This is a genomic window from Sphingobacterium ginsenosidimutans, assembly GCF_039536865.1.
GTDB lineage: Bacteria > Bacteroidota > Bacteroidia > Sphingobacteriales > Sphingobacteriaceae > Sphingobacterium > Sphingobacterium detergens.
Window position 1 is genome coordinate 1,142,637 of the sequence record NZ_BAAAZK010000007.1, and the last position, 26,003, is coordinate 1,168,639.

Consider the following 26,003-nt stretch of genomic DNA (forward strand, 5'->3'; position numbering starts at 1 on the left):
ACCAACAAAACTTTTCTGACAGTTTGATCAGAGCAAATCGGACCGATAACGTTATCATTGATTTTCATTGTTGCTTTTCATAATAAACAGTAGAATTGTAAATCAGATCAAAACCCAATTGCCGCGCTAAAAAAACGAACAATGGAAAATAATAAAGCCACATTATCTTGGAAGCAGCTGAACGCTATAGATCCCACATGGGTCGATATCCCCGAGCTGTCTCTATTGACACTACCTGAACGGGTGATCCAATTTGGCACTGGAGCCCTTTTGCGTGGCCTACCTGACGACTATATCCACCGAGCCAATCTCGCTGGCATCTTTCAAGGCCGAATTTTAGTCGTCAAGTCGACCGATCAAGGCAGTACAACAGCCTTTGAACAGCAAAATTCGCTCTATACTTTACTTGTACAGGGGTACGAAGATGGACAGCATATCGTCTCTAGACAGGTCAATGCTGCTATTTCCCGCGTATTGTCTGCGCAGCAACAATGGCATGAAATCTTAAAGACCGCCAGATCTCCCGAAATGGAGATCCTAATTTCCAATACCACCGAAGCTGGTATTGTCGGCTCCGAAGGTACAATCCATGACAGTCCTCCAATAAGCCTTGCCGCTAAAATACTTGCTTACCTATACGCTCGTTATCGGCATTTCGATGCGGATCCGACCAAAGGGTTGGTCATTATACCTACCGAACTCATTACAGACAATGCTGCTGTACTTAAAGATATTATCCTCAATTTATGTCATCAGCAACAACTTGAAGACACCTTTATCGATTGGGTTGATCAAGCAAACTACTTCTGTAATTCGCTAGTAGACCGGATTGTCCTCAATAAGGTAGCCCCAGAGACACTGCCCTATGTGGATTCACTTGCGATAATGGCAGAACCCTACCGGCTATGGGCCATCGAATCGGATAGCAGTGTTGTACACAACAAGCTGTCTTTTGCAGCCCTGGATCCATCGATCAAAATAGTTCCAAATATCACTAAGTACAAAGAGATTAAGCTCCGCCTGTTAAATGCGACTCATACACTCTGCTGTGGTCTGGCTATACTTTCCGGTATTGCAGATGTCAAAACATTCTTTACAGATGCAGTCCTGGACTGTTATATCCGTCAGATCCTTTTCAAGGAAATTGGCCCTAGCCTCCTGCAAACAGGAATCCTAACTACAGAAGCTGACCAGTTTGCCCATACCGTCATTGACCGTTTCAAAAATCCATTTCTGTCCCATCAATGGATTTCCATTGCCATACAATTCAGCAGTAAGATCAAGACCCGTGTGCTTCCTATACTGCCTTATTGGTATGGCCAGCATCAAGCTCCCCCCACAGGGGTCGCCATCGGCTTTGCAGCCTATATTTTGCTGATGCAGCAGACCACTGAAGAAAACGACTTTCATGACGATTACCGCACTGCAGTGCAATTACATCTGCAACAGCCTGATCCCGTTCAATCCTTACTAGCAGACCAGCAGATCTGGGGTGAGTCTCTCCTAAACTACTCTGGACTTGCCTGCATGGTCAGTGAAATTTTACAACGTATTAAACAGTTGGGACTACGCAGCACCATAGTTGATTATCTTTTCGAACAGCAAACAGTATGAATACACTTAAAATACATCCCAAAGACAATGTAATTGTCGCACTGAGGGATTTATACGCACAGACTACCGTAAGAAACGGATCCAACACGTATTACCTCCATAATGATATTCCGGCCAAACATAAATTTTTTATAGAGGACCTGAAAGCTGGGCAAGAGGTCCTGATGTATGGTGTCGTCGTTGGCCGTTTAACGCAAGATGTGACACAAGGCAGTCTGATGGACACTGCCAATACCCAACATGCTGCGGATTCCTTTCAATACCGAGGATTTTCACAACAATGGACACCACCAGATGTCAGCTCATTCAAAGATCGACATTTTATGGGTTACCGCCGTGCAGACGGTCGTGTAGGCACTGCGAACTACTGGCTATGTATTCCAACCGTTTTTTGTGAAAATAGAAATATTGATGTCCTCCGGCAGGCCATGGAGGAAGAACTGGGTTACGGCAGTTCCAATATATATAAAAATTATACCCGGGCTCTATTGCGCGCTTATGATTCTATTGAAAACCTAGAGCAAGTGGATCTATCACCCGAAAGCACGCAACATGAAGCACGTGTTTTTACGCACGTTGACGGCATTAAGTTTTTACAGCATCAAGGTGGTTGCGGGGGAACCCGGCAAGACGCAACTGTACTTGCCCATTTATTAGCCGCCTATGCAGATCATCCCAATGTTGCTGGTGTTACTGTATTGAGCCTAGGCTGCGAGAATCTACAAGTCGAAGACTTTCGCGCTGCACTATTCCATCGCAATCCCCAATTTAACAAACCGTTGCTTGTATTTTCGCAGCAGCAAATAGGAAGTGAAAGAGCTCTTATGCAGCATGCCATTAAAGAAACATTTATTGGCATGGTCGATGCCAATAAACTGCGACGAACACCACAACCAATCAGCAAACTTACCCTTGGCGTCAAATGTGGTGGTAGCGATGGCTTCAGCGGCATCTCTGCCAATCCCGCAGTAGGTTACTGCTCGGATCTTCTGGTTGCTCTGGGAGGCAAGGTTCTCCTGGCCGAATTTCCTGAACTCTGCGGGGCCGAACAGCAGCTCATCGACCGCATGCAAGATGCACAAACCGCTCATAAATTTATAAAGCTGATGAGTGACTACAGCTTTGCAGCTGAACAGGCTGGGTCCGGCTTTCATATGAATCCTTCACCTGGTAATATTAAGGATGGCCTTATTACTGATGCCATAAAGAGCAATGGAGCTGCAAAAAAAGGAGGTACTTCACCTGTAGTAGCTGTTCTGGATTATACCGAACCGGCAAACAAAGCTGGACTCAGTCTTGTCTGCACCCCTGGCAATGATGTGGAAGCAACGACAGGAAAAGCCGCCGCTGGAGCAACCCTCATGTTATTTACTACAGGTCTAGGCACACCGACAGGCAATCCAATCTGCCCGACGATCAAAATAGCCACCAACAATCGACTAGCCACCCACATGTCTGATATCATCGATATCAATACAGGAGCCATTATCGAAGGCCAGAAGACAATTGAGCAAATGGGAATAGAAATCCTTGAATATTGTATTTTGGTAGCCAGCGGAAAAATCATTCCTAAAGCAGTACAACTTCGACAGGACGATTTTATTCCTTGGAAACGTGGCGTGAGCCTTTAAGTCTTCTTTCCATCAAACAGAACTATTTTAATATCCACTTGAGAAGACTTATAATTTGTTAACCGTAACTAAATTCTCCCATTTGCATACTAAGGTGCCCATGAAGGGTTGTTCCATCAGTTCCGAACTAGAATGTATTCCTAATGAACGGCCTCTTTCGAAACAGTTCATTTCCTAAGACTTAATGTACCTTAAGTCTTAGGCTTAATCTGCTTTATTTTCCACTACAAATACGCTGCCTACCTTTAACCAAAGATTTATTATACAAATTAAAATTTTAAAATTATGGCACTTACAACAAGAATCAATGCAGATGATGTTGCATTTTTACTAATCGACCACCAGAGTGGTCTATTCCAAACAGTCAAAGATATCGAAGTACCTACATTACGAAACAATGTCGTGGCACTAGCCCAAATTGCCGCAATAGAAAATATTCCGGTCATCACTACCGCATCAGAACCCAAAGGCCCCAATGGACCATTAATGCCCGAAATCCACGAAAATGTGCCACAGGCTGTATATGTTGGTCGTACTGGAGAGGTTAATGCCTGGGATACTCCGGCTTTTGTTCAAGCAGTGAAGAATACCGGGAAGAAAAAATTAGTGATTGCGGGAGTACTGACCAGTGTCTGTGTTGCCTTCCCTGCTATTTCAGCGATCGCCGAAGGTTATGAGGTATTTGCGGTCATTGATGCCTCTGGCGATATGAGCCCGCTATCGACTCAGGTAACTCTTGCAAGACTACAGCTGGCAGGAGTTATCCCAATCACAACTACTGCTGTTATCAGTGAGGTATTAAAAAGCTGGCAACACAAGGATGCGACGAAATATGCCAAAGCACTTTCCATGGTCATGCCAAATTACCAGGCCTTGATTGAAAGTTACTACAAAGCGCAGGAAGTTGCACTTGAGAATAAATAATAACCACACATTAGACTGTCGTAAAAATTATGGCAGTCTAAATAAAAAAAGACTAATCTCACGACTAGTCTTCCTATGAAACAACAAATTTAAGTGCTTATGTCGTCTCGAAGATAAGTGTTATTTAGAATAATTACAAATAATAATTTATTTATTCAATCATTAAGATTATCGAAATTGCTTTGGTTTCATTTGGCAAGCAGCCTGTTCCGCAATTTCCACGATCCGTTTGTTTCGGGTTTCAGGACGCTTCGCTAACGCAATCCATTGCAGCAACATTTTTTTTGCTGATTTACTCAAACCGGCAAAGAATGCTTCAGCCTCGGGATAGCTCTTCAATGCACTGTCTAGATCTTCCGGAATAAACAGTTCCTCTACACTATCGAGAGCGGACCACGAGCCGTTTTCCTGGGCCAATCTGATTACTTCCAGTCCTGCTGGAGTCATCTGTCCATTCGCAATAAGCTTCACTATTTTTTCCTTGTTGACCCTAGACCAAGTTCCCTTGGACTTACGTCTGCTGAATAACTGCTTAAAAGAGCCTTTCTGAATTGTTTTTCTTGTACTATCAATCCAGCCGAAACACAATGCTTCATCCACCAATTCACTCCAGGCTACAGCCGGCTGCCCCGAATTCTTTGTATGACAGATAATCCACACGGATTTCTCCACAAGATGGTTATCCATTAGCCACTGCCGCCATTCCGCCTGTGTGTGAATACTGATGGACTGCACTTCCTTTACCTGATGTATCTTATTCATTTGTAGTTTATTTATTACTTCCGGATCTCGACGGGATTATCCCCACAGAAATATTTCTACAGGGTTCAGCATTTTACTGCATTATCAACCCGCCCTCCCTATTATTGGTATATAAAATTAGTAAAACAAAAGACAACAGTTTGTCAGTACGGAATAATTCTACAGGATTACCTCGGAGATGAATCGCTTTAGATGGGGAGTTTAGTCAATTTAGATACCGCAAAAAAGCAGGTAAAGCCTTGTTTTTTCTATCCAAATTAATATTATATTTAATAAACCGATTATTGATGGTTTTCCAGAGAAATAACAAGATACTGTCTAAAACTGAGCATTATGAAAAATATTAAAATTGAGATTAAATGGGCTATTTTTTTCACACTGATGACTTTAGTGTGGATGCTATTAGAAAAAGTGTGTGGGCTCCATGGCAAGTATATTGACTATCACCTTTACCTAACCAATCTTTTTGCCATCCCGGCAATCCTATTTATGGTACTGGCACTGAAAGATAAGAAGAAAAATTTCTACAACGGTAATATGAGCTATATCCGGGGATTAATTTCGGGCTTAGTGCTTTCTGCTATTATCGCTTTATTAAGTCCGCTGACACAATGGATTATTTCTTATGTCATCAGTCCGGAGTATTTCCCCAACGTCATCAAGCGATCGGTCGAAATAGGTTATTATAAAACAACAGCCGAAGCGGAAGCAAATTTCAACTATAAGAATTATGCCATTAATTCTACTATTTTTGCTTTCATTTTCGGTGCTGTCACCACAGCGATCGCGATGATTTTTATACGTACAAAAAAGTGATCCCCTACCCAGAACTTTTAAATGTCTGAATAAAGTTGGATAACAAAAATTTACAGGGAAGTATCACTTTTCAATTGGGAGTACAAGAAATTAATGGACAGATTTATAACAAGGGTCATCAAGACAAAAAAGAAGCAAGCCTTAACTTTTAGAGCAAGTCTATTCTTCCAAACCGAGCTAACTTTTCGGCCCATTTTTCACTGTATGAATTTTTTAAGTTATGCAACTCTCCCATTGCCGAAGTTCGCACCGGAGAGATATGACACCTTTCAAAAACATCCTTCTTGATACTCATAAAGTTTGTTTTCTTAAACTGACTATATTCATGAAAAAGCTCATTATCCAATATACTAACAATACGTGCAGATTTCCCATAAAAGTTATTGTCAATGCGATTAGGGTCTAAGTTGCTCTGATTGGACAGGAATAAACGATCAAAGAACCCTCTTATTTTGGAAGGTATATAGGAGCGATAGACTGGGCAAAATAAGACAATATGTTTTGCCCAATGTAGCTCACGCAGTGCATCCTGAAGATCAATCTCTAATGGACTTGAGTAGATGGACGGAAGTTTGATATTATAATTAAAAAGCAAGTCAACGATTTTCAGATCATGCACAATACCATCGGCTTGGTAAACACCAGCGCGGTAAGCATCCATCAAAAAATCAGTGGACGCTGTTTTAAAAAGGTCTCCGTTGATTAACAATACGTTCTTCATCTTCTGCTAACATAAGCAAAAAAATAAAGATTCAAAGGCCTTACTTATTAAAATAATAAATATGTTAATCTAACAAAGACCAAGTACGTCTTGTCTGCACTTCCTGAACAACCTTCTGCTCCGCAACAACAATATTTTCCCGTCGCTGACCGATATATTCCAATGTTGCTAATTTGCCCCATAGCGACACCATAACATCCATAAAATCAGCAACACAGCTCATGGCCTCAGCAATCTCAAAATGATTATACCGCATTTCAATGAGATTGGATAGGCGTTCCTCAAAATTACCTGGTGTCACATCTTTCCATTCATAGAAATATTTAAGCATTTCTTCCCGTTCAGCAGGTTCAACTAAACGTACTGCATTGAAAAATACATGGGCAAAATCAGAAAAATATTTTAACAGATATATGGGTGCCCGTTGTGGGAGAACAGATCTATATTCAAAAAATGTCGTAGCCATATATTCCAAGATCTTTTCAGTAATAAAGCGGATATTCAGCCCCAATTCCGTGATTTTAGGTCTGTTAACTGTTTTATCCATGATCTTATAGGCAGCCGTTTGAAATTCATTCAGCAAGCGATAGAAGCGATTGTGATAATCCATCAATAGCGGATGACTCTCGACGTACATACTTGGAATAATGTATTGCTGTATCAATATGGTCTCCTGTGCTTCTTGAAACAACTTACCAATCGGCAGAAATGATCCTGTCACTTGCCTTTGATTGACATCAGATTTACTCACAATATCGATTGTATACTCTTTTTTAACATAGGGATAACGGAGCGGAGACTCTTCCGGATTAGGTTCGCCAAAAGCTGATCTTTTAAAGGGATTTACATGTAAAACCACATAATGCTCGCCGAGGGCCAATTTAGAAACATCCATATAGGCACTGAAACTTGCTTCAACTGCCCCTTGCTGATATGCTATGTTGATTCGGTTACCATCGCTGGTCACCGCATTACAAAATCGAACTTCAACTTCCAGATAACTTGTTGTTTTTTTGATAAGCGATATATCGTATGAACGTTCATATCCCGCAAAAGCTGGTAATAAACCAAAATTAGTACCATTCAGCCCCACCGAAATGCTATCGCGCACGAGATCCTGCGTAAAAAGATCCGTATGAACAAAATCCCCGCTGGAAAGTTTCATACCATCAATCCAGTTGATGCCTTCGTAATTTAATGGTTTTTGCATATCCTTCTTTGTTAACCTATTGTTTCTGAAACACGCTTAGCGTGTATGGTCATTTTTTCTGTAATCTGATTTCCCGAAATATCCAAACTTGGATCGATATAGACATTTCGCTTGAAAACAGACCGTTTCACAACAAATATCCATTTCTGATATTCTCCGCCAATATCGGCATAGCGAACTGGCGCATTGGGAAATTTACTATTGTAATCTTCGATAAATTTTTGAAACCACAAACCGAAATTCATCTTTTCAGGGGCTTTTACCTTTACACGTAATGGTTCGACATCTTTGCTATCCTTGTATAATTCCAGTTCCAATACCAGCAATTTGTCAAAATCCAGGTGGTCCAAATTAATTTCTTCAGGAAATCGTGGATACTCCCAGACTCGATGGATCTCCATCGGAATAGAAAGCAACGCAATATAAGTCCACCAAAAAAACATCGGCACAAAGAAAATCGAAACGCTAGTCGCTGCCCACCACCCTAATCGGAAAGGACTCATCCAATCAAAAAATAGTTTATAGATGTATAGTCCGAGCAACAACATGACCAACATCACAAAAAACACGAAAACCTTTCTATTTTCTAAGCTATTCAAGTCCCATTTGCTAAGCAGATATACCCATAAAACCCCCAGCCCAAATGCATAGATCATTGTCATGAAATAGCCCCAGGGCATAAATGCAAAACCCAAAAATCCGAAAAAACCAGGCAATGCCAATGCCAATCCTCCCAACAAGATCGAAATGATAAGCTTCTTATTACTCAGAAGACTATTCTTTTTATTCCAGACCGACATTACAATGGCCGAAATAAATACCAATAAAGGCGCAAGGATGTACCTTAAAAAAACTGTTTGAACTTCCATTTCAACTGTTGCACTATTCACAAACAAATATACTATCTTTAAACAAAAATTTACAATACTGATCACTCATCTCAGTTAAATTAGCTGATCGAGTTTTAGGGTTCAAGAAATAATTCTTTCAATGAAAAAAAAGGACAGTTTATTTTCAAGCAATAGTATGGTTTCGGATATCAAAGCAAGCCAAAAAGCCGCCGACTTGATTCAGCGCGGTGTTGATCCAGATCACATCATCTTTCGCTGCGCGGGTTCGAGCCGTCGTCCTTTCTCGAAAGAAATCCAACAGGTTGACACCTATCTATCTGAAAGCAGCAATGAAGAGTTTGTCCGAATCAATATGAACCGGGAAGGACTTTATGATATGCTTCCAGAAGGTCTCTTTCATACCCTACATGCGGGCAGTGAAATCCTTGACGAAGATGTTATGATTCAGGATGTGCGCAACAAAAGACGCCAAGAACAGAATGCAAGAAAATTCTTCGCTCCATTTGAAAACGAATTATTTTATCTACGTACTCTGTTGGATCAATATGAAAGCCGTCTTGACATGCAGACAAGCCATCAAGAAATGAGCGACCTACTTTTGTCCAACTGGCCTGAATTACAGAAACTCAATGCACGCCAACGTGTGATCTGGATGCATTTTATTCCTGAAATTCATACTCATAAAAATGATCTCGGCTATGCACAACAGCTCTTGCGCAATCTGCTCAATATTCCCATCGATCTCAAGCTATCAACGCGTGACCGTGTCCTAGATTGGACTGAGATAGATATATCTTCTGGCCGACTAGGTCATTGTCAGCTTGGAGTCGATAGTTTGACGTCCATGACATATGAAATTAACGAGACTTATCTCGCGATTCTGATAGGTCCTTCCTATCCCCAACTATTAAAGAACTATTTGCCTAATGCCAAGGATGAATATATTATTCATCTTGTGCTAGACCATCTATTCCCCGTTCAATTAAACGTTCATATTACATATGATCTCCTACCCGAAGTAAAACACAGCTACTTAAGTGACAAACATGGCCACAATCAAAGTATCCTCGGGCATACGTCATACTTATAAAACTAGGCTATTTTACTAATAATCTATAATGTACTTCCATACTGCTGCGTACCTGTAATTTCCCCAGCACTTGGGCTAATAATTCCTTCCATTCCGAGCCTTCTAAATCAAAAGCCAGATCCGGTTCTACATAGATATCCGTTGTCTTTTGAAATCCTCTCCTCGGATCACTGTCCATAACCACTCCAGGCTTTATTTCAATACGTTTTACCACATTGCCAAGCTCAAGCTTGATAAAATTGATGATATCGTTTTTACTGACAATACGATCTCCGGTAGTTACATTGTATTTGAAAGCTTGTAAACTATCTCGCCGGTTGAGTCTAGAGCGACCACCTTTACTATTGGTCAACAATACTAGCTGTTCATAATTTTTTGCGGCCCCCAGCTGTAGCTGCAATTGACTGCCAACACTGATTCCGTTTGCCAATTCAGCATGTGTCAGCCACATTTTTGTGAACACGAGATCACCGTCATTTTTGGCGTTCATAACAATATATTGTTTAAACTCATTCTGGCTCAAATGCAGTGCTTTACCCTTTTGCTGGATTAACGCTAGGTTTTTATCCAACTCACGAAGTATAGTATTCAGAAAATCAGCATTATAAGATGCAAATGCCGCTTTCTCATCTCTAATCAACTCAAATAAGTAATCCAATAGGTCTTTGGCTGTCCGACCGTCCAATCGCTCAACGCCGCCCTGCCGCACGGTATAAAATCCAGCATCGGCATGTACCCCAGACCGGTTGTAGGGCACTTCGCTATAGCGTTCGCCCTCCTGATCCACGACATCCTCTACCGTGAGCAGCTGTTCAAGTTCGGCAGTTTCTATTGCGACAATATTTTTAAGCGCCTTCACCCGATGTTTGCCTTCAACCAGACGTTTATTAACAACTGGAAACGCATTTATCTGTACATGTAGTTCCTCCAAAAGCTGATTTGGGAGCGAAGTAGGCATATCAATTCTGATCCAGTCCAGATCCTGATCCAGTTTGCTGACGATCTGCGCATCAAAATTAGCCGTAATTCCCTCAGGTATACTTTGTTCCTTTCCAAAACAGGTCTCGTCCAGATCATCATCCAACGTCAAAAAATGCTGCTGGTAGTACCCTTCGATATCTTGGCTCAGATTAAAAAGATAATTTTTACGGCCAAAGAGCTCTTCTTCTGATCGCCAATTTTTCTTTAGGAATCTATTCTGATGATGCTTCACTGGGACTCCATTGAGATACCATTTTCCCAAGTTCAGTACTTTGTACATCTCTCGGTTAACTTGGTAATTTCCCCAGTCAAAATAAAAATTCAATCCTTCAAAAGATTTCATCTTATGCTCCTCCAAGCATTTGATCCCCAAATAAATGGCATGTTCTGTCGTCAGGTGTACCGATTTCCCCAATACTTTTTTCGAGTTGGGCTGCACTTCGTACAATTGGCGGGCCGTAGCCATATAACGGATCTTCCCATGAAACAGATCAACCTCCTCCAAACTTGAAAAATTCATTTCCATCATCTTCTCTCCTTTTGAGCCCCCAGCTGCAATTTTCTTCTTCATGTTCATCTGAAGATAAGGGCTTACACGCACCTCATTTTCATTGGGTTGATAAAATAGAATAGCATGAGCCGGTAGCGGAGCGACAAGATAATCCGGTGCCAGTAGACGACCGATCTTATCGAAAATTCGGTTTTCAAAATCGTGCACATCATTGGAAACTTGAAAAATCTCACTGCTCAGTACCTCCATTAATAACAGAACCAAAGGATCAAAGTCAAAGACCTTTTGAATCCCCCAAAGTTCTTGTGCTTTCTTGATGATCCTGTTCCGAATCTCCTCTTTGCTCGAATAAAAAATATCGTTCATTTAAATCTCACTATTTAGATAATGGGCTTAGAAAAAGCGAAGTGCTGAACGCATATCGTTCGCCCGTTTCCACCATCTTTCCTTCCACATAGATCATCACCTTCTTTTTAATTTCAGCCACATTCCGTTTTGGAAAAAAAGTCTCCACTTCAGAAATATTGACCTGTACCGTAACCTGCTGAATACGCCATTCATATCGCGTGATCGAGTCCAGCAACGATTTTCGGAACTTCTCTTCCCAGAGGCTTTCGCTGACAATAAGCTCAAAATCAAGATCCCAGATTGCACAGCCAAAATCGGCGTTGAATCGATGTTCACCTTTTCGCGTAAATATGATCAGCTCCAGGTAGTTTGAAATGGATCTCCCCAGGTCGGCCTCTTTTAAGCGTTGACTTTGAACCGGAAGGTCCAGCTGCAGTGGTTTATCTAAGTAAAAATCCATTTCAAATCACTTATTGTTGGTTATATTCACTTGCCCAAGTTGTGCTTTCATCCTCCCCTTTATAACCATCAAGTTTTACCATAAAACTTTTTGCCGGAAAATAAGGTGTGATGTGAATGTCCAAGTGAATCTTATCTTTCTGCTGATCATCACGTTCAAAACGCATAATCTTAAATCGTTCAATTAGTCTGTCTGGTCCTTGGATACTGTCCAGAAACTTAACGATCTGTGCACGAAGGTCTTTTTCGGTTTTGGTTGTCCAGTTCTCAAAAGCTCTTCTGTTTAAGAAATCAAACAAGACTTTGGTGACATAATCAAATACGCGGACAACCGAATAAGTTTGTAGACCAATATTATCGCCATTGAACAATGTTTTGGCCGAGAAAGCCATTACTTTACCATATTCATTGACCATCGGTACTAGACCGATACGTTCAAGATGGGAGATCTCACTTTTTTTCAAGTCGAATTTTACACCATCGACCTCATTGATTGTACCATGTTTTTTACCAGCAGTCACCTGCGACATCAATGTGTAGTACATTTTCCCCGCCAAAGCAGCAGAGCCTGGTACAGTCAGATCCTCCTCTTCGCCAACAGTGGTATTTTTTTCACGCCCGATCAACCAATTGGTTGTCATAATGACATTCGACTTATAGGCTTCGGCACTGGTATAATTACCTGAAGTAAACAGATCGATGACATCATCAGGTTGATCCAGATCCGCAAAGTCTGTTACCAGCATTGCTTTATTGACATTGGCAATCTTTGCCCAACGGTCCAACACCTTATTGGAACCTAAATAGCCAGGGACCACTAATAGCGAATAATTATCCCGAAGATCCAGACGATCATAATTTTGTTTAAATTCTTCGGAAACATATTCGATAAATCGAGGATTGTCCAGGTCCGTCAGTTGATCCATACTTGCATTCATCAAGACCACGTTGTCCAGTTTATCCGACTCTGTATTTTTGTAGAATAAATGTACCGAACGGTAAGATTGCTCCAGTTCACGGCTAGCTTCCAATGCCACCCCCAAATTACGATTCAAGGTCTCTTCAGCAACTTTTAATTTTTCAGCACTTTTCTCCACCATTCCAGCAACAGAATCCGAGTTCTCCAAAAGATCCACCCATAACTCCATCTTCTTCTTCAGCTGCTCCCGTTCTTTCTTTTTCTGATCATCACTCAAAAAAATCTGCTTCCGTGCCTTCCTTTCAGGATTCAAATTCTGAATCCCGTCCACAGAGGCTTCCAAAAGGTCAAAACCACCGACACGAACCAATTTATCCAAGCTATCTTGCAGGTTCTCTTTCGCTGACCTATCTTTTACTTCTTTATATCCGGCAGCGGTACCCGCTTGCGCCGCTTTTTCTTGTTGTGTATTTGCCATCTGTTTCCTATTTATTTGCTTCCAATTCTGCGATGAAATTTTTTAGCACATTAATAAATGCTTCTTTAGTCTCCGCGTTTTCAATTGCTGATTTCAACGTTTTATTTGACTTCAGCTGTTTGATTACACTCGCAGAAAGATCTTTCTGTACACTAATGTTAGATAAAAAATCGCTTTGTTGCGTTAGATTCTTGGCCGAAAAATCGCCAAGATTTTGAAACTTCAAATTCTCGTTTACTGCCGCTCCATCTTCGTCCTCAAACGATACATCCACATTCGGTTTAAAATGTGCAAAGACATCATCTACTTTCTTTAGTCCTTCAACTTTTTCAGGCCTTAAAGGCTCGTTGTCAGTCAGCTTCTGAATAAACATCGTTTTATTGAACGAGATGTCCACAATGGACTCCGAAGTCTCTACTTTTCTTTCGTTTCCACCAATTTCGTACTCAAACATATTTCAAAAAATTAAGTTTATACTTATTTAAATTTTTCCTATTTTATATACAATATAACAAAATATTGGTAAATATTCATTATTTACGTCCGCTATTCCACTGTCCTAAAACGACATACAGGTTATTTCTGTTTTATATCCCAGATCAATTTTTCTGCCTTTTCATCCCAGTCCACCGTCAACAGATCGCCCCGGTTCAGTTCGCCCGCGATCAGCATTTTGGAAATGGGTCTTCGCAGTTCATTTCTGATTCCTGCAGCAAGTTGTCGTGCACCATATTTAGGTGTAAATCCTTTCAGCGCAATCGCCTTTTTCGCCTCTTCTGTCAATTGCAGTGCTACAGCCTGCTTATCCAATAGTTGGATAAGCTGCCGCAATTGTATATCAAATATCTTCACGACATTACCTTCAGATATAGGTGCAAAAGGCACAATTTCAGATATTCTGGCCAAAAACTCAGGTCTAAAATGAGCGGTCATAATATCCATGAGTTGATTATGTTTTGGAAAGCCCTGCCCTGATTCAATTTGCCCTGCAATCCATTCACTACCGATATTGGAGGTAAACAAGATCAGCGCATTGCTAAAATCACCTTCTTTACCCAAACGATCATGCATAAGCCCCTCATCCAATATTTGAAGAAAAGTATCAAATACCGACGGATGCGCTTTCTCAATTTCATCGAACAATAATACAGAATAGGGCTGCTGTCTAATTTTGTTGACCAATAATCCACCCTCCTCATAGCCCACATATCCCGGAGGAGCACCATACAGCAATGCGGCACTATGCTCTTCCTTAAATTCGGACATATCAAAACGAATCATTGCTTTTTCGTCATTAAACAAAAATTCAGCAATTGATTTAGCGAGCTCCGTTTTTCCCGTTCCAGTCGGCCCCAATAAGAAAAACGAACCTATCGGCTGACCTTTTTTATTCAGCCCACTTCTTGATTCTAATATCGCTTCGGACACTGCTTTCACAGCCTGATCTTGTCCCACAACACGTTTTTGGAGGTAACCTTCGATCTGTAGCAGCTTTTCCTTTTCTCCGGCCTGCAGTTTACCCATAGGGATCCCTGTTTTATAAGCCATCACTGCCACAATATCCTGTTTAGTAACCGTATCTGAGAGCTGTTGGGCCTGCTCCTTTAACAGAGGAACAATCCGCGTCAGATAGTCATTGAATTGCGCTGCGGAGTCAAAATCTTCAAAACTTGTTTCTTCAGTCAGCAAGCCCAACAGAATCGGACTTAACTTATTAAAAAGTACCTCCGTCAGCCATTTGTAATCATTCAGGAGCTGAATTTCATTTTTTTGCTGCTGATCCGATTTCAATACTTCAAATTCCTTATCGGCATTTTCAAGAATTTCCAGTGAACCACTTTGTGCCAGTTTTAATGCAGCCATACTACGGTCCATCAGATCAAATGCCGAGTCTGGCAAATGTCGGTCTTTCATGTAGCGCTTTGCCAGTGTCACTATGACAGGAAGTGCATCTAGCTCAACTTTTAGACCATGGTGTTGTTCGTATTTATCCAATACTTTCTCGAGCATCTTGATGGTTTTTTCTTCTGAGGGTTCTGCCACCTGGAGCAACTCAAAGCGTCGGTTAAATGCCTGTTCAGGTTCGATGATCTTTCGGTACTCATCCAAGGTTGTTGCTCCTATTACCGTGATTTCACCCCTTGCCAATTCGGGCTTCAGCAGATTTCCGGCACCAGAGCCTATCGGTCCTTTATTGTCCAACAACGTATGGATTTCGTCGATAAACAAAATCGCCTTATCAAAACCTTTTATTTCTGTGATAATCTTTTTTAAGCGATCTTCGATTTCCCCCTTGTAACTTGCCCCGGCGATCAAAGCCCCCAAATCCAGTTCGAATAATTGAGCATCTTTCAACAGTGCCGGCACATTTCCATTCACAATATCAATCGCAAAACCATCCACTAGCGCAGTTTTACCCACCCCGGCTTCACCAGCAATAATAACATTGGGTTTGTTGCGCCGACAGAGGATCTCCATCATCATCCGGATCTCCTTATCCCGCCCCACAATCGGGTCAGATTTACCTTCACGCACCAATTGCAGACGATCCACACAATACTGATGCAATGCTCCTTTTACCGTAGCGCTACTATTCATATCGCTACTTTCATTTCCACCTTTCGAAACAGCCTGACCGATTTGATTCTGATCTACGTAGAGGTCATATATTTCTTTCTCCTTGATCGGGAAGGATTTTAATTGATTGACATCAAAAGCAATTCCTGCCTTTGAAATGGCCGTGAGCAAACAGATGGGTGTGATTAAATCAAGCCCGAGTTTGATCCTGACGAGATCAGCCTCATCCAGCAAACGAATGACCCCTTCATTTCCTTTTATTTCTTCGGCTGGAACCGCAATATTCGATCGCTCCAACTCGTCCATACGAATTTCGGCCCACTCAGCGATATACTGATCATCTTTATGAATAGACTGAACAAATTGGCGCAAGCCAACATCCTTATGCATCAACGCTTTCAGCAAATGAGCTGGACCAAATTGGTTCTGATGATATTCCTCCGCTAAAGCTTGAGCAATATGAATGGCTAATTTAACAGATTCACTAAAGTTGCTGATCGTCATTTGCTGGTTGTTTGAGGTGCATTGATATTAAAGAAACTACCACGGACACGGTAATATTGCTCCCCGTTAGAGAAAAATTTACCTTGATTTTGAGCATACGATCTAGTCATTGCCATCACCTGCTGCAGATAAACAATATAAGCTTCAAAAGTTTCCAGTGTCATTTCCTTCTTATTTTTTAATGCTTCCACTTTCATATCTGTAAATGTATTGTGGATAATAGGAAGCCCTAACATAACTGAAAAATACTTTCCAATGGTCCATTTGTCGACAGCTCCAGCACTATACATTGGCCATTTCTTCTTATAGGCCTCAATGTAATTCTGATACAGTTTCTTTCTGAATGAATTATCATCTTTGACCAAATTATCTCCGGTCATCACAGACAAGGTGCTGTTGAATTCGTTGAACTCCCCCGTATTCAAAACAAGATCAAAATCCAAACCCTTAGTTAATTGGTACTGCAAATCAGGGCTAAATTTCAGCATAGAAGCAAACTTAAAGGCATTATGTGGCATTGATTCACCGACATCCTGGTTAAACTTGCCACCCAATGACTTAGCAACACTTGGATTGATGTTGGCATTTTCTATTCCCGTTAGGCGAAAGGCACTATCCAAGCTGTGTATATGTGAGCGTATATCCTCGCGGGTTTCATCCATGAAACGGTAAAACGCCACATTGAAACTCTTGTTGTTGAGCGATGAACCCCGGGTTGGAAACACCACTCCGCCCTGGATAAGGCTATTTTTCGGAAAATCCAAGTAATACGATATTGAATCCGTCAGATTAAAATCGTAGGATTGATTTCCGAAAGCTTCTCCTTTAACCAATTGAAATTTACGTCGTTCAGCAGCATAATAAGCTTCGCTGGACACCAGTTTTCTCGATTGTACGATGAAATCATTGAATGTTGTCTGCGTGCTATTATACGCTTGTAACATAACCATCCGACCTTCTACATCCGCAACCCTTCGGGCAATAGAGGAGATCTGACTGGGATTGGCACCGCCTAAATTGCCTGTAGATCCTACAATTACAAATAGATTCGTTTGCTTTGCCACATCTTTAACCAAGTTGGTCGCCTCGCCTATGCCTTCAAAAAGAGGTTGTTCAGAATTACCGCGATCGCAGTTGCTTGTGATCTTGGATTGCTCGCGCAAGAAGCCCGTCAACTTGCGGAAGTCTTCGGTAAGTTCCATTTTTGCGGTTCGTCCACCACAAGAAGAAGGGTTTCGGAAGACCACACTACCATACTTTATGTTCTGCTTGTTAAAAATCGTTTCAACACTATTTTCAAATCCTTGAATAGTATTAGTCAAGCTCGCAAAGTGGTTGCGCATGGCATTTCCACCATCGATAACAAAAATAATATTGATTTTCGATCTATTTTTAATGAGGTTAATTAACCCAGGGTAAGTCAATTCGGCACCGTTGATCGTCAATAGTTTATTATTAGTTTTATTGAATACGTCAATGGCATAGTTTGTCACGATTCCCGATTCATCTACCGTTTGCACAGGTACGCCCAATAAAGTAATGTTTGCCGTATCGATCAATGGGTCTATTTTGTAAGGCTCAAGTCCATCGATACGATCTTTATTGATCTTCTCCATAACAACATCAGCTTCTGGAGACTGGAAAGTATAGGGCGCAAAATACAAACGGTGGCCCCAGTTCTGAACAACAGATGAGGATACCCATCCTTTCACATATTTGCCAGCCTCTCTGGGAACAAACTGATCAGCCGAACCGATAAGCAGCTGCTTGCCATCATCCGATTTTTTAAAGACATATACATAATTATGAAGTGCAACTTTCGCTTTTCCATTTTTCAGATCTGGTCCATCAAAAACATAAATCGAATCTTTTTTGTCAAAATAATATTGTCCGGCGACCAAAGGTTCAACATCATTAATAATCGTCAATGCCTTATTTGGAAAACGGGTCGCGACATCAACAAAAGAGCGTTGCCATAACAATAATTTATCTTTAGCAATCCATCCCACACTTTCTGCATGTTTTTTGTCTTTCAATTTAAGCCCACGCACCATATTCTCGCTGAAGCGTAACAGCTTTAGATAACCATCTTTTTCTTCCGAAACATAGAATGGCTGCATAAAGGTCAACTTCTCCATCATCAGTGTTCCTCCTGGCGAGGTCGTGGTGTAATTATCATTACGGTCAGAAAACACAATCCAAGGAAGATTAGATTTGCCCAGAGACAATTTAGTCGAGGTCGCAGGATTGGGTTCAAGATAAGGCACGGGTAGACCGACAACACTTCCACCAAAGGATGTTGCAGATTGCGCTTTGATAGCATCTGTACCCAACGCTCCCCATAACAAGCCAAGGCATAAGGTATAAGGCAGGAAATATTTAGCTATACTCATAGTAAGACTTTGCTATTATTTTGATTGTTTAACTTTGATTAATGTAGGACATTCTTTTGTTGCATTTGGTGTCGAAGCACTTTCTACAGTTACCTCATTGATCGTGACACCTTTGGAAAAAGTAAGTCCCATCAGATAGGTGTAGATATCCATTTGCTTCTTTTTCCCGTCCATCTCTACATTTACCTTGACCTTTTCATCTCCACACAGATATTTTGAAAGGATATAATTATACTTTGCATTAAAATCTGCGCCATTTGCAATATCCTGTATTTTTTCTTTCAGATCATTGAGTGCATCCTGAGCTCCTTTTCCTGGAGTGACAAGCTGGTTGATATCAGCTGTTGGATCGACGATACGTATCGTGTGAAAAACAAATTTTGGGCTTTTATCCGAACGGAGCTGCACCTTATAGATACCAGGTTTTGTATAGGTATAGAGCGCAGATTTACCTATTGCATCCACTTTTCCTGTCTCTCCAAACCACCATTCAAACACTTCGCCAGGACCATTTGCTTCCAGTCGTATCTCCTCCAGTACAATGCCATTGGTCGAACCACTGATAAATAAGGTTGTATCCTGTGCCAAAGAATGAACGACACTGTCTTTCACCGACACAAAAAACTGTTCACGGAGTTTATCGTTTACCGTGAGCCTTAAGACATAGGAGCCTACAGCCGGAAAGCGATAAGTCCCTTGTTGTTTTGTCGATTTATCGCCATTTCCAAACTCCCAAACCCATTTCTTTGCACCATTGGTATTATCTGCATAGATCAGATCCTCATTCAAATAAATTTCAGTCTTGTTTATCTTGGCGCTGATCTTCTCTTCTGCTTTGGTATAGATTTTAAAGAAATATAGCAATCCCGCTAAAATCGCAATGACTAAAAAGATGATGATAAACAAATAGATACGAGGGTTACTCTTGGAAACCTTCTGTACTGACTCCTCTTCAATAAAATTATTATCCATTTAGCTATAATTGATTATTTATATGTATTAACGCGCATTCATCATATTGATGGTCTGCTGCAATTGTTTCCTGTTTACGATGCAATCATCCAGATTTTTAGATATACGGTCTATATCATTTATATTGCCTTTAAGCTCCCGACGGTCAACATAGTAATTCTCATAGAGGACTGCTGCCTGTGCAAATATGCCATATCTGTTGTCGAAACTATTCTGCGCATAAATGGCATTGACATCATTAAATGTTTTTTTAATATCATTTTCAATGAATACAGCCTGCACTGATGGATCAAATCGCTTGATCTGCAAGGAGGCACTATCCACATAGCGTAAGGCCATTTTTGCAGACTCTTCAAATTTCTGGTCATCCTGGATACGCAATGCAAGGTCTTCTTTTGATATTGCAAACCGAGGACCGTCACTATAGAAAAGAACAAAGCCTAATATTGTCATTGCCAGTACAAAAGCTCCCAGCAATAAAAGAAAATGTTCACGTCTTTCAGCTAAACTAAGTTTTATCATATTTTACCTCCCTACAATCGAGCCTTGGTTTACAACTTTGTTAATTTGGTTATTCATTAGGATACAACTTTCGAGCTGCATACGTTTACTTTCAATCAGATTTTTGGTAGAAAATAATGAATCTTGTAAGCGGGAAACTAAAATCACATCTCTATTTAACTGTCGATAAAATTTCAGGCTAGCTCTGCTACTATCTGCCTTTAAACCATCAATTACTCGACTGATATGGCCCGAACTTTTGGCAATTTCATTCTGAAGCACCCGTTTTCTGGCGATAGCTGACATATCCGCATTCCCCTGACCAATATCTCTAAAATATTGATTGATCTGTGCAAATTGTCTATTGATATCCGCCCTCGAATTCATCAGATTTTCGACCTCTTCATACTGCTCTTTCAAGACCACATACTCTTTCTCAGCAGCTTTCAAGTAGAGAAAAAAACTCGATAGTGATACCAGTAAAAGCATCGTAAACAAAATAATAAACTTGCGATAAGCCGCACTTATTTCCTTTTGGTTTATTGGTTTCATAATTTCAATACTCCTTTTTCTAAAACTATCGCAATCATATATTCCAGCATTTGGATAATTAAAACAGATCAAAATAAACCTAGTGGCACAAGCATTAATCTATTCAATATATGAACTAACGTTAGTATGATACTTCAAAATACTTCGTTGAACGTAAAAGCAAAAAACAGGCCACAAATAGGTAATTATTTATACTAGACACCTGATTTAGCATATTGTAATACTGCAACGGAGAACTACAATACCTGTTTTTCCTTTTGATCACACAAGCTAAAATGCTCAAAAAGCATAGCGGTAAAACATTAATAATCAAAATCATATTTCTTAAAAAATATCCCCACAGCACTTTTCGTATAATATCCTAAAACAAGTAAAAAAGACAAGTTTCCATAGTTATATTAATTTATTATTATTATTTAAGCGGTGATTTTTTTATTTTCTTCCCGATCCTTATAACCTATCGCAGGCTAACTCTTTTCTCCTACCACTACGACAATTCTTTTAAGTGACTAATCTATTTGTTGTAAAGTTGAACTTACCTTATCGTTAACGCTTCTTATCCTGACACATTCCAACACCTAAGCTACTGCAACAAAACCAATGTAATATTAAGGCATTGCCTGTTAGAAACAAACAACGGTTTAAAATCCGTCAGTTATCATCTTAAATCCGTTGGATATTTCCTTAAATTCGTATCAGCCCCAACATTGGATGAAGATTGCTATAAAAAAGCCCAACAAATATGCTGGGCTTCCGAAATACTATGCGAATTAGTTTTACCTTATTCTTTACTCTTTTTCTATAAATTCAAACAGATCATTTTTATCCCCTTCGCTGCTTGCTACATTTTTAATATTTTTTGGGGCTGCTTTACCTAACTACAGAAAAATCTACTTGTTCATTTGGGTTATTAGCTGTACAACCGATCAAAAAACACAAAGACAGCAGTATAAATAGCACACAAACCCCACGCCTATTTAGTTCAAATTCTTACCTTACCCCTCGAACAATCCTAGTCAGTTTTACTAGAAAACAGTTAAATTGTTATTTTTATCCTGGCTTAGCCAAAGTTCAATAATAAGCTCCTCCGCTGTTTCATTATTTTCTAATGCCAATGCCGAATTTCCATCTATCCGTACCAAGCGGCACAATCGACCATTGCCAGCTACTTCAACAACACTGTGTTTATCCAGATCCATCATCTTGAAGCCCTCCTTAATATCCTTCCTTATGGCATCTACTCTGCTTTTCACCTCTACTTCAGAAAGATAAAGAGTCAAAGCATTCCTCCTTTCGGTGAGCTCAATAGCAGCAAACAATTTGTTATAGTCACCTTTTTTACCAGCGTCTATGATCTCGCGATATATCCTAAATAATCTCTCTTTGAGATCATCTTCATTTACATTCCCGAGATCTCCCCAATTGGATACAACATAGGGAACATCCGCATGAAAGACACCCTTGCTCAGAAGAAAAGGTTTAGGTTCTGGCTCAGGTCCAATCTGATGTTTTCCAAAACTTTTTATAAAATCCCAATTTGGTGTATTTACGTCAACAGCTTTTACTTGGTAATGAAAATTTGCTTGCGGATTGAGCAGTTTTTCACCCTCCAGAGGCAAGGCCCTAATTTCAATATGTTGTTCACCACTACCGAATATTCCACCATTCAAAGGTATTTCAGAAGCCACTTGGCCATCAATATTTAACATAAAGACCTCAAGATCATTCACTTTAATTTGAAGTTTACACATCGTCGCTCCAAAATCCAAATTGTAATATGGCTTTTGCATGAGTTTTAATTTTTAGGATACATCATATTAAAATTGTCCAAAATGGTATTGTAACTCGTATCCTGACTATTCTCTACACGAGTTCCTTTCTTTACATAGAGGAAATTAGAATTTAGGAAATCTTTGCCATTGCTATCCACAGAAACACTTGGATAATAGAAAAGCCAGGCATTTAAAGATTCTATATCCCAAAAGTAAACCTCACCGGTTGAATCTTTTCTTTGTTCAAATTTTGGATATTTTTTCTTCAGATAATTAACTAATTCCTTTATTTCATCCTGTTTTACCGTAGTATACCGGAAACCTAAATATTGCTGAGAAGTTCGGTCGTCCACATATACTTGTATTCTATTAAAATCTGCTACTGGGCCATTCGGATACTTGTAGGTCGACAAATCTATATCTCCGATTTTGAATCCTTCCAACTTATCTGTTTTAAACGTATAGATTCCATAATTCGGATCTTGGAATTCTTCCAATTTTTGCGCACTAATCAAGGTGGAAACGGATTGATTAAAATGAATTGCCAGCAAATCATTCCTATTTTGAGAATTACAGGAAGTAACTCCAATTAGACATAGTAACATCAATAAATATATTTTCATAGTTTTTTTAGTTTGTAATTAACGGAATATTTGCGTCAACATTGAAGGTCTTTTCAATTTTTTCTATTATATCAAATTTTGGAATAACGTTATCATAATTACCCTCTGCGAGCACGACTTTCTTTTCCTCAGTCATTTCCATTTTCGTTTGATCTTTTTTAATTTTCTTTGCCAAAGAGAGCGATACAGCTACAATATATTTGGCATTCAAACCATCAAATCCTAGAATAGGGCGATAGTATAAGCCTTTAGCATCATAATTTAATTTATGTCCAAACGTTATAGATCCTTCTGCGGATGCAGATGCTTCGAAATATCCTTGCACTTTAACCACAACCAGAGAAAGTTCACCTTTGACTTTAATACCTACCTTCAGTTCTACTTTCAATCTGCCTTTTGCGGATATATCAATTTTAGAGTCAGAAGGTTTTCCTACCGTATTAAAAGCAAAAGTACTATCAACTAATATTTCGTTCGTTATAACCAAGTCCATATATATATCTACACTCGCTTTAAACCCCAAATCGTCTGTCCCAACATTCGCGCCAGTCATCAACTGGTCTTTGATTTTTTGATACAATTTTAACACACCTGGTGCCGCTGCGCCCCCCGAGATTGCTCCCGAAACTCCCCAAACAATTGCTCCTAGCAGGTCTATTGTGATTTCCAAGGCTATTAGTGGATTAGCAGCCAACTTAATTGAAACCTCCGTTCCGATCTCGTCAACATTTGCACTATTCTTCACTTTTTTAAGAAACCATTCCCCTTCCAAGCTCAAATTAGGTGGTTTGACCGCTATCATCACTGGAACACCTGGAATACTCGTTTTGACGGCCCCCTTTGTTTCAGCAGTAATGCTTTTTGCTAAATCCCCCATCGAGGAGAAGATATCATAAAGCTTCTTGAACTTTCCTTCATATGAAGTTTTGAGTTCTAGTTTTGAGCCATAATTTTCACCAGACTTGTTCCATTGAGCCAACAAGCCAAAACCAAATGAAGCATCTTTTTGCTTCCACCTATTCTCCGCGCCAATTTTACCAGCTTTGCTCTGGTATTCTCTATGTTGCTCTGGTGTAACATTCTGCCACTTAACACTTAAGTCATTTGTTAAATTAAGAAAGAAATTTAGTTTCCATTTGATATCTGGGAACACCCTGATTTTTAGAGGTGGATTATTCTCAACAGAAAAGTACCTGCAGGAATGAAAATGAACTATATAATCGTTAGCCGAACTGAAAGACCCTATATTGGTCAGACAGTACCTCGGCCAGATATAATTCAGTGGTACGAGATTCGTATCTGATAGACGAGAGATAGCTGGAATACTGCCCCCAAGTCCATTTTTGATATTGGTGTTCGAAAACTTAATTTCTTTTTTGTGTTTGGTTTTACTAAAACATGCCTTTGTATCAAAATTGACAGGATCAACGGTTATGGTTGTGGGTTTACTACCCAAAATTGTATCATAAACAATTGTATCAGCATTATGTCCGTAATATTCAAATGAAATATCAACCCTACGATTATTGATATAATCTTTTTCATCCTTATATTTTAGATTGTCCCTTCCTTTTTTATCGTCGGTAGGATTTAGTTCGCCATGGCCCACCGTTGTGATCCGGCCTCCCGCCAATTTTCCTTTAATAAAGAATTCCTTAACCGTCTTTGACCTATTTTCCGAGAGCACCTGGTTGTCAATCTGCTTACCAATCACACAAGCGTAACCATCCAATCGGATAGAAGAACCATTATGTTCCAAAATAAATTGTAAAATGGTATCCATCTTCTTGCGACTATCCGGGGTTAATTCTGTTTTTCCTATTTCAAAGAATATCGATTCCAACACAGGTTCCCTAGGGTTTGATTTATTTTTGACACCGCCGCCGTGATCAAATACGATAACAGGCGTTTTCCCTACTTCGGTAATTTTAATTTGCTCAAATCTGCAGGGCTCAAATCTGGCCGCATTCTTATCCGGTTCATAAATCGTTACAGGCACCCTATTTTGAGGGGTTTCTATTACTTGGGAAACCTCATTATCCTTGATTCTTAAAAACCGAGCATGAGCTGTACTGGGCTTCGGCATCGTATCTGCGATATATTTCTTGGTGACGGGATGTACTACCCTAACGTAAAATTCCTCCACAGATGCCCGATCGGGTATACTCTTACCCCAAGAATAAGTATTTGGGATACGCAAATTAATCTCCCCATTGATAACCTGGCATAAATAGATTTTCCGGGTTACTTCATCATCTTTCGGAAGCAGGCCAAATGCAGATCTCAATCGTCTAAAGACACGTACTTCCACATTATTATACCCGTTTAGCCCTTCGGTAAAAAGACGGAGCCAAATCAATTCACCATACGAAAATTGATATGTTTTCCGCACGTCTTCCCCTCCTTCATTTCTCGTCCATCGGCTATCAACAATTCGCGCTGGAGCTTCTCCACGGAGACTTAAGCCTGCTTTACCATCAAAGTTGCCACTCCAAGAAGCCTCCACATAAAAGGTATAAGGGCCACATAATTTTCTGGAAAGACGAAACCCATATTTGTAGTTCCATCCTAGCGTCTTTTGGTATTCTATTCTTCCTTCTTTATTTTGTACAGCCCATTTCAGATCCTTCTTTTTTTCCGTTTCGGTAGTACCCGGATGCCAATCCCCCACCTGAAACCATACGTATTCTCCGGGAGCTATTACAAGTAAAGAATTTGGAACAGATCCTTTTGTCCCGTTGTAAACTGGCCCCTCCCCAGTCCATTTTATTTTTCTAACACCTTTAGCCATAAT

Annotated in this window: 21 protein-coding genes; 5 read left to right on the forward strand and 16 right to left on the reverse strand. The window is 40.1% G+C overall.

Annotated features, from left to right (window positions below; genetic code table 11):
- Positions 1-141 precede the first annotated feature (141 nt).
- The 3 genes from ABFX33_RS17175 to ABFX33_RS17185 all read left to right on the forward strand — a co-directional run bounded on the left by ABFX33_RS17175 (position 142) and on the right by ABFX33_RS17185 (position 4,169).
- Positions 142-1,614 (forward strand): tagaturonate reductase, encoded by a 1,473-nt coding sequence (locus ABFX33_RS17175; protein ID WP_346087004.1) that lies wholly within the window; start codon positions 142-144, stop codon positions 1,612-1,614.
- On the forward strand, positions 1,611-3,245 hold the full coding sequence (locus tag ABFX33_RS17180; protein ID WP_346087005.1) for a UxaA family hydrolase: 1,635 nt from the start codon (positions 1,611-1,613) through the stop codon (positions 3,243-3,245). Before ABFX33_RS17175 ends, ABFX33_RS17180 begins: the two co-directional genes overlap by 4 nt.
- Before the next feature lie 285 nt (positions 3,246-3,530).
- Positions 3,531-4,169, forward strand: coding sequence for an isochorismatase family protein (locus ABFX33_RS17185; RefSeq protein ID WP_346087006.1), 639 nt, complete (start codon positions 3,531-3,533; stop codon positions 4,167-4,169).
- Between the two features lie 168 nt (positions 4,170-4,337).
- On the opposite strand, the gene ABFX33_RS17190 is transcribed toward ABFX33_RS17185, so the two are convergent.
- A complete protein-coding gene (locus tag ABFX33_RS17190) occupies positions 4,338-4,931 on the reverse strand; it encodes a YdeI/OmpD-associated family protein (RefSeq protein WP_120257262.1) in 594 nt (197 codons plus the stop codon).
- Between the two features lie 333 nt (positions 4,932-5,264).
- On the opposite strand from ABFX33_RS17190, the gene ABFX33_RS17195 reads away from it, so the two are divergent.
- Positions 5,265-5,747, forward strand: coding sequence for a DUF4199 domain-containing protein (locus tag ABFX33_RS17195; protein WP_120257261.1), 483 nt, complete (start codon positions 5,265-5,267; stop codon positions 5,745-5,747).
- Positions 5,748-5,895: 148 nt separating this feature from the next.
- Here the strand turns inward: ABFX33_RS17195 and ABFX33_RS17200 are convergent, their stop codons facing one another.
- The 3 genes from ABFX33_RS17200 to ABFX33_RS17210 form a co-directional block, all read right to left on the reverse strand.
- Entirely contained in the window at positions 5,896-6,468 is a 573-nt protein-coding gene (locus ABFX33_RS17200; RefSeq protein WP_120257260.1) for an NAD(P)H-dependent oxidoreductase, read from the reverse strand.
- Positions 6,469-6,532: 64 nt separating this feature from the next.
- A complete protein-coding gene (locus ABFX33_RS17205; protein ID WP_346087007.1) occupies positions 6,533-7,678 on the reverse strand; it encodes a hypothetical protein in 1,146 nt (381 codons plus the stop codon).
- Between the two features lie 11 nt (positions 7,679-7,689).
- Positions 7,690-8,568, reverse strand: a complete 879-nt coding sequence (locus ABFX33_RS17210; RefSeq protein ID WP_346087008.1) for a TssN family type VI secretion system protein — start codon at positions 8,566-8,568, stop codon at positions 7,690-7,692.
- A gap of 100 nt (positions 8,569-8,668) precedes the next feature.
- On the opposite strand from ABFX33_RS17210, the gene ABFX33_RS17215 reads away from it, so the two are divergent.
- Complete coding sequence (locus ABFX33_RS17215; protein ID WP_346087009.1) at positions 8,669-9,619, forward strand: hypothetical protein; 951 nt, start codon at positions 8,669-8,671, stop codon at positions 9,617-9,619.
- Positions 9,620-9,626: 7 nt separating this feature from the next.
- Here ABFX33_RS17215 and ABFX33_RS17220 read toward each other — a convergent pair whose 3' ends face one another.
- The 12 genes from ABFX33_RS17220 to ABFX33_RS17275 all read right to left on the reverse strand — a co-directional run bounded on the left by ABFX33_RS17220 (position 9,627) and on the right by ABFX33_RS17275 (position 26,000).
- Positions 9,627-11,477 (reverse strand): type VI secretion system baseplate subunit TssF, encoded by a 1,851-nt coding sequence (locus tag ABFX33_RS17220; protein WP_346087011.1) that lies wholly within the window; start codon positions 11,475-11,477, stop codon positions 9,627-9,629.
- Between the two features lie 10 nt (positions 11,478-11,487).
- Positions 11,488-11,919, reverse strand: a complete 432-nt coding sequence (locus tag ABFX33_RS17225; protein ID WP_120257255.1) for a GPW/gp25 family protein — start codon at positions 11,917-11,919, stop codon at positions 11,488-11,490.
- 10 nt (positions 11,920-11,929) lie between these two features.
- Positions 11,930-13,315, reverse strand: coding sequence for a DUF5458 family protein (locus ABFX33_RS17230; RefSeq protein WP_120257254.1), 1,386 nt, complete (start codon positions 13,313-13,315; stop codon positions 11,930-11,932).
- A gap of 7 nt (positions 13,316-13,322) precedes the next feature.
- Complete coding sequence (locus ABFX33_RS17235; RefSeq protein ID WP_120257253.1) at positions 13,323-13,769, reverse strand: type VI secretion system contractile sheath small subunit; 447 nt, start codon at positions 13,767-13,769, stop codon at positions 13,323-13,325.
- 122 nt (positions 13,770-13,891) lie between these two features.
- The gene (locus ABFX33_RS17240; protein WP_346087013.1) at positions 13,892-16,396 is read right to left on the reverse strand and encodes an ATP-dependent Clp protease ATP-binding subunit; all 2,505 of its coding nucleotides are present in this window, start codon (positions 16,394-16,396) and stop codon (positions 13,892-13,894) included.
- Positions 16,393-18,789, reverse strand: a complete 2,397-nt coding sequence (tssR, locus tag ABFX33_RS17245) for a type VI secretion system protein TssR domain-containing protein (RefSeq protein ID WP_346087015.1) — start codon at positions 18,787-18,789, stop codon at positions 16,393-16,395. Before tssR ends, ABFX33_RS17240 begins: the two co-directional genes overlap by 4 nt.
- A 15-nt stretch (positions 18,790-18,804) precedes the next feature.
- Positions 18,805-19,761 carry a PKD domain-containing protein gene (locus ABFX33_RS17250; RefSeq protein WP_257091152.1) on the reverse strand — a complete coding sequence of 319 codons (957 nt, stop codon included), beginning with the start codon at positions 19,759-19,761 and terminating at the stop codon, positions 18,805-18,807.
- Positions 19,762-19,788: 27 nt separating this feature from the next.
- Positions 19,789-20,283: a type VI secretion system TssO gene (gene tssO / locus ABFX33_RS17255; RefSeq protein ID WP_120257249.1), complete on the reverse strand. Its 495-nt coding sequence runs from the start codon at positions 20,281-20,283 to the stop codon at positions 19,789-19,791.
- Positions 20,284-20,286: 3 nt separating this feature from the next.
- Positions 20,287-20,814: a hypothetical protein gene (locus tag ABFX33_RS17260; protein ID WP_120257248.1), complete on the reverse strand. Its 528-nt coding sequence runs from the start codon at positions 20,812-20,814 to the stop codon at positions 20,287-20,289.
- Positions 20,815-21,839: 1,025 nt separating this feature from the next.
- Entirely contained in the window at positions 21,840-22,604 is a 765-nt protein-coding gene (locus tag ABFX33_RS17265; protein WP_257091155.1) for a hypothetical protein, read from the reverse strand.
- 5 nt (positions 22,605-22,609) lie between these two features.
- Positions 22,610-23,209 carry a hypothetical protein gene (locus ABFX33_RS17270; RefSeq protein WP_346087018.1) on the reverse strand — a complete coding sequence of 200 codons (600 nt, stop codon included), beginning with the start codon at positions 23,207-23,209 and terminating at the stop codon, positions 22,610-22,612.
- Positions 23,210-23,216: 7 nt separating this feature from the next.
- Positions 23,217-26,000 carry an OmpA family protein gene (locus ABFX33_RS17275; RefSeq protein ID WP_346087019.1) on the reverse strand — a complete coding sequence of 928 codons (2,784 nt, stop codon included), beginning with the start codon at positions 25,998-26,000 and terminating at the stop codon, positions 23,217-23,219.
- Positions 26,001-26,003 lie beyond the last annotated feature (3 nt).

What these genes read in the sequence shown, in the direction of transcription:
- ABFX33_RS17235 (WP_120257253.1), bottom strand. Translation starts at nt 13,769, where the DNA reads ATGTTTGAGTACGAAATTGGTGGAAACGAAAGAAAAGTAGAGACTTCG.
- ABFX33_RS17270 (WP_346087018.1), bottom strand. Translation starts at nt 23,209, where the DNA reads ATGAAAATATATTTATTGATGTTACTATGTCTAATTGGAGTTACTTCC.
- ABFX33_RS17205 (WP_346087007.1), bottom strand. Translation starts at nt 7,678, where the DNA reads ATGCAAAAACCATTAAATTACGAAGGCATCAACTGGATTGATGGTATG.
- ABFX33_RS17260 (WP_120257248.1), bottom strand. Translation starts at nt 20,814, where the DNA reads ATGAAACCAATAAACCAAAAGGAAATAAGTGCGGCTTATCGCAAGTTT.
- tssO (WP_120257249.1), bottom strand. Translation starts at nt 20,283, where the DNA reads ATGATAAAACTTAGTTTAGCTGAAAGACGTGAACATTTTCTTTTATTG.
- ABFX33_RS17180 (WP_346087005.1), top strand. Translation starts at nt 1,611, where the DNA reads ATGAATACACTTAAAATACATCCCAAAGACAATGTAATTGTCGCACTG.
- ABFX33_RS17185 (WP_346087006.1), top strand. Translation starts at nt 3,531, where the DNA reads ATGGCACTTACAACAAGAATCAATGCAGATGATGTTGCATTTTTACTA.
- ABFX33_RS17200 (WP_120257260.1), bottom strand. Translation starts at nt 6,468, where the DNA reads ATGAAGAACGTATTGTTAATCAACGGAGACCTTTTTAAAACAGCGTCC.
- ABFX33_RS17230 (WP_120257254.1), bottom strand. Translation starts at nt 13,315, where the DNA reads ATGGCAAATACACAACAAGAAAAAGCGGCGCAAGCGGGTACCGCTGCC.
- tssR (WP_346087015.1), bottom strand. Translation starts at nt 18,789, where the DNA reads ATGAGTATAGCTAAATATTTCCTGCCTTATACCTTATGCCTTGGCTTG.
- ABFX33_RS17250 (WP_257091152.1), bottom strand. Translation starts at nt 19,761, where the DNA reads ATGGATAATAATTTTATTGAAGAGGAGTCAGTACAGAAGGTTTCCAAG.
- ABFX33_RS17265 (WP_257091155.1), bottom strand. Translation starts at nt 22,604, where the DNA reads ATGCAAAAGCCATATTACAATTTGGATTTTGGAGCGACGATGTGTAAA.
- ABFX33_RS17195 (WP_120257261.1), top strand. Translation starts at nt 5,265, where the DNA reads ATGAAAAATATTAAAATTGAGATTAAATGGGCTATTTTTTTCACACTG.
- ABFX33_RS17215 (WP_346087009.1), top strand. Translation starts at nt 8,669, where the DNA reads ATGAAAAAAAAGGACAGTTTATTTTCAAGCAATAGTATGGTTTCGGAT.
- ABFX33_RS17240 (WP_346087013.1), bottom strand. Translation starts at nt 16,396, where the DNA reads ATGACGATCAGCAACTTTAGTGAATCTGTTAAATTAGCCATTCATATT.
- ABFX33_RS17275 (WP_346087019.1), bottom strand. Translation starts at nt 26,000, where the DNA reads ATGGCTAAAGGTGTTAGAAAAATAAAATGGACTGGGGAGGGGCCAGTT.
- ABFX33_RS17190 (WP_120257262.1), bottom strand. Translation starts at nt 4,931, where the DNA reads ATGAATAAGATACATCAGGTAAAGGAAGTGCAGTCCATCAGTATTCAC.
- ABFX33_RS17225 (WP_120257255.1), bottom strand. Translation starts at nt 11,919, where the DNA reads ATGGATTTTTACTTAGATAAACCACTGCAGCTGGACCTTCCGGTTCAA.
- ABFX33_RS17175 (WP_346087004.1), top strand. Translation starts at nt 142, where the DNA reads ATGGAAAATAATAAAGCCACATTATCTTGGAAGCAGCTGAACGCTATA.
- ABFX33_RS17220 (WP_346087011.1), bottom strand. Translation starts at nt 11,477, where the DNA reads ATGAACGATATTTTTTATTCGAGCAAAGAGGAGATTCGGAACAGGATC.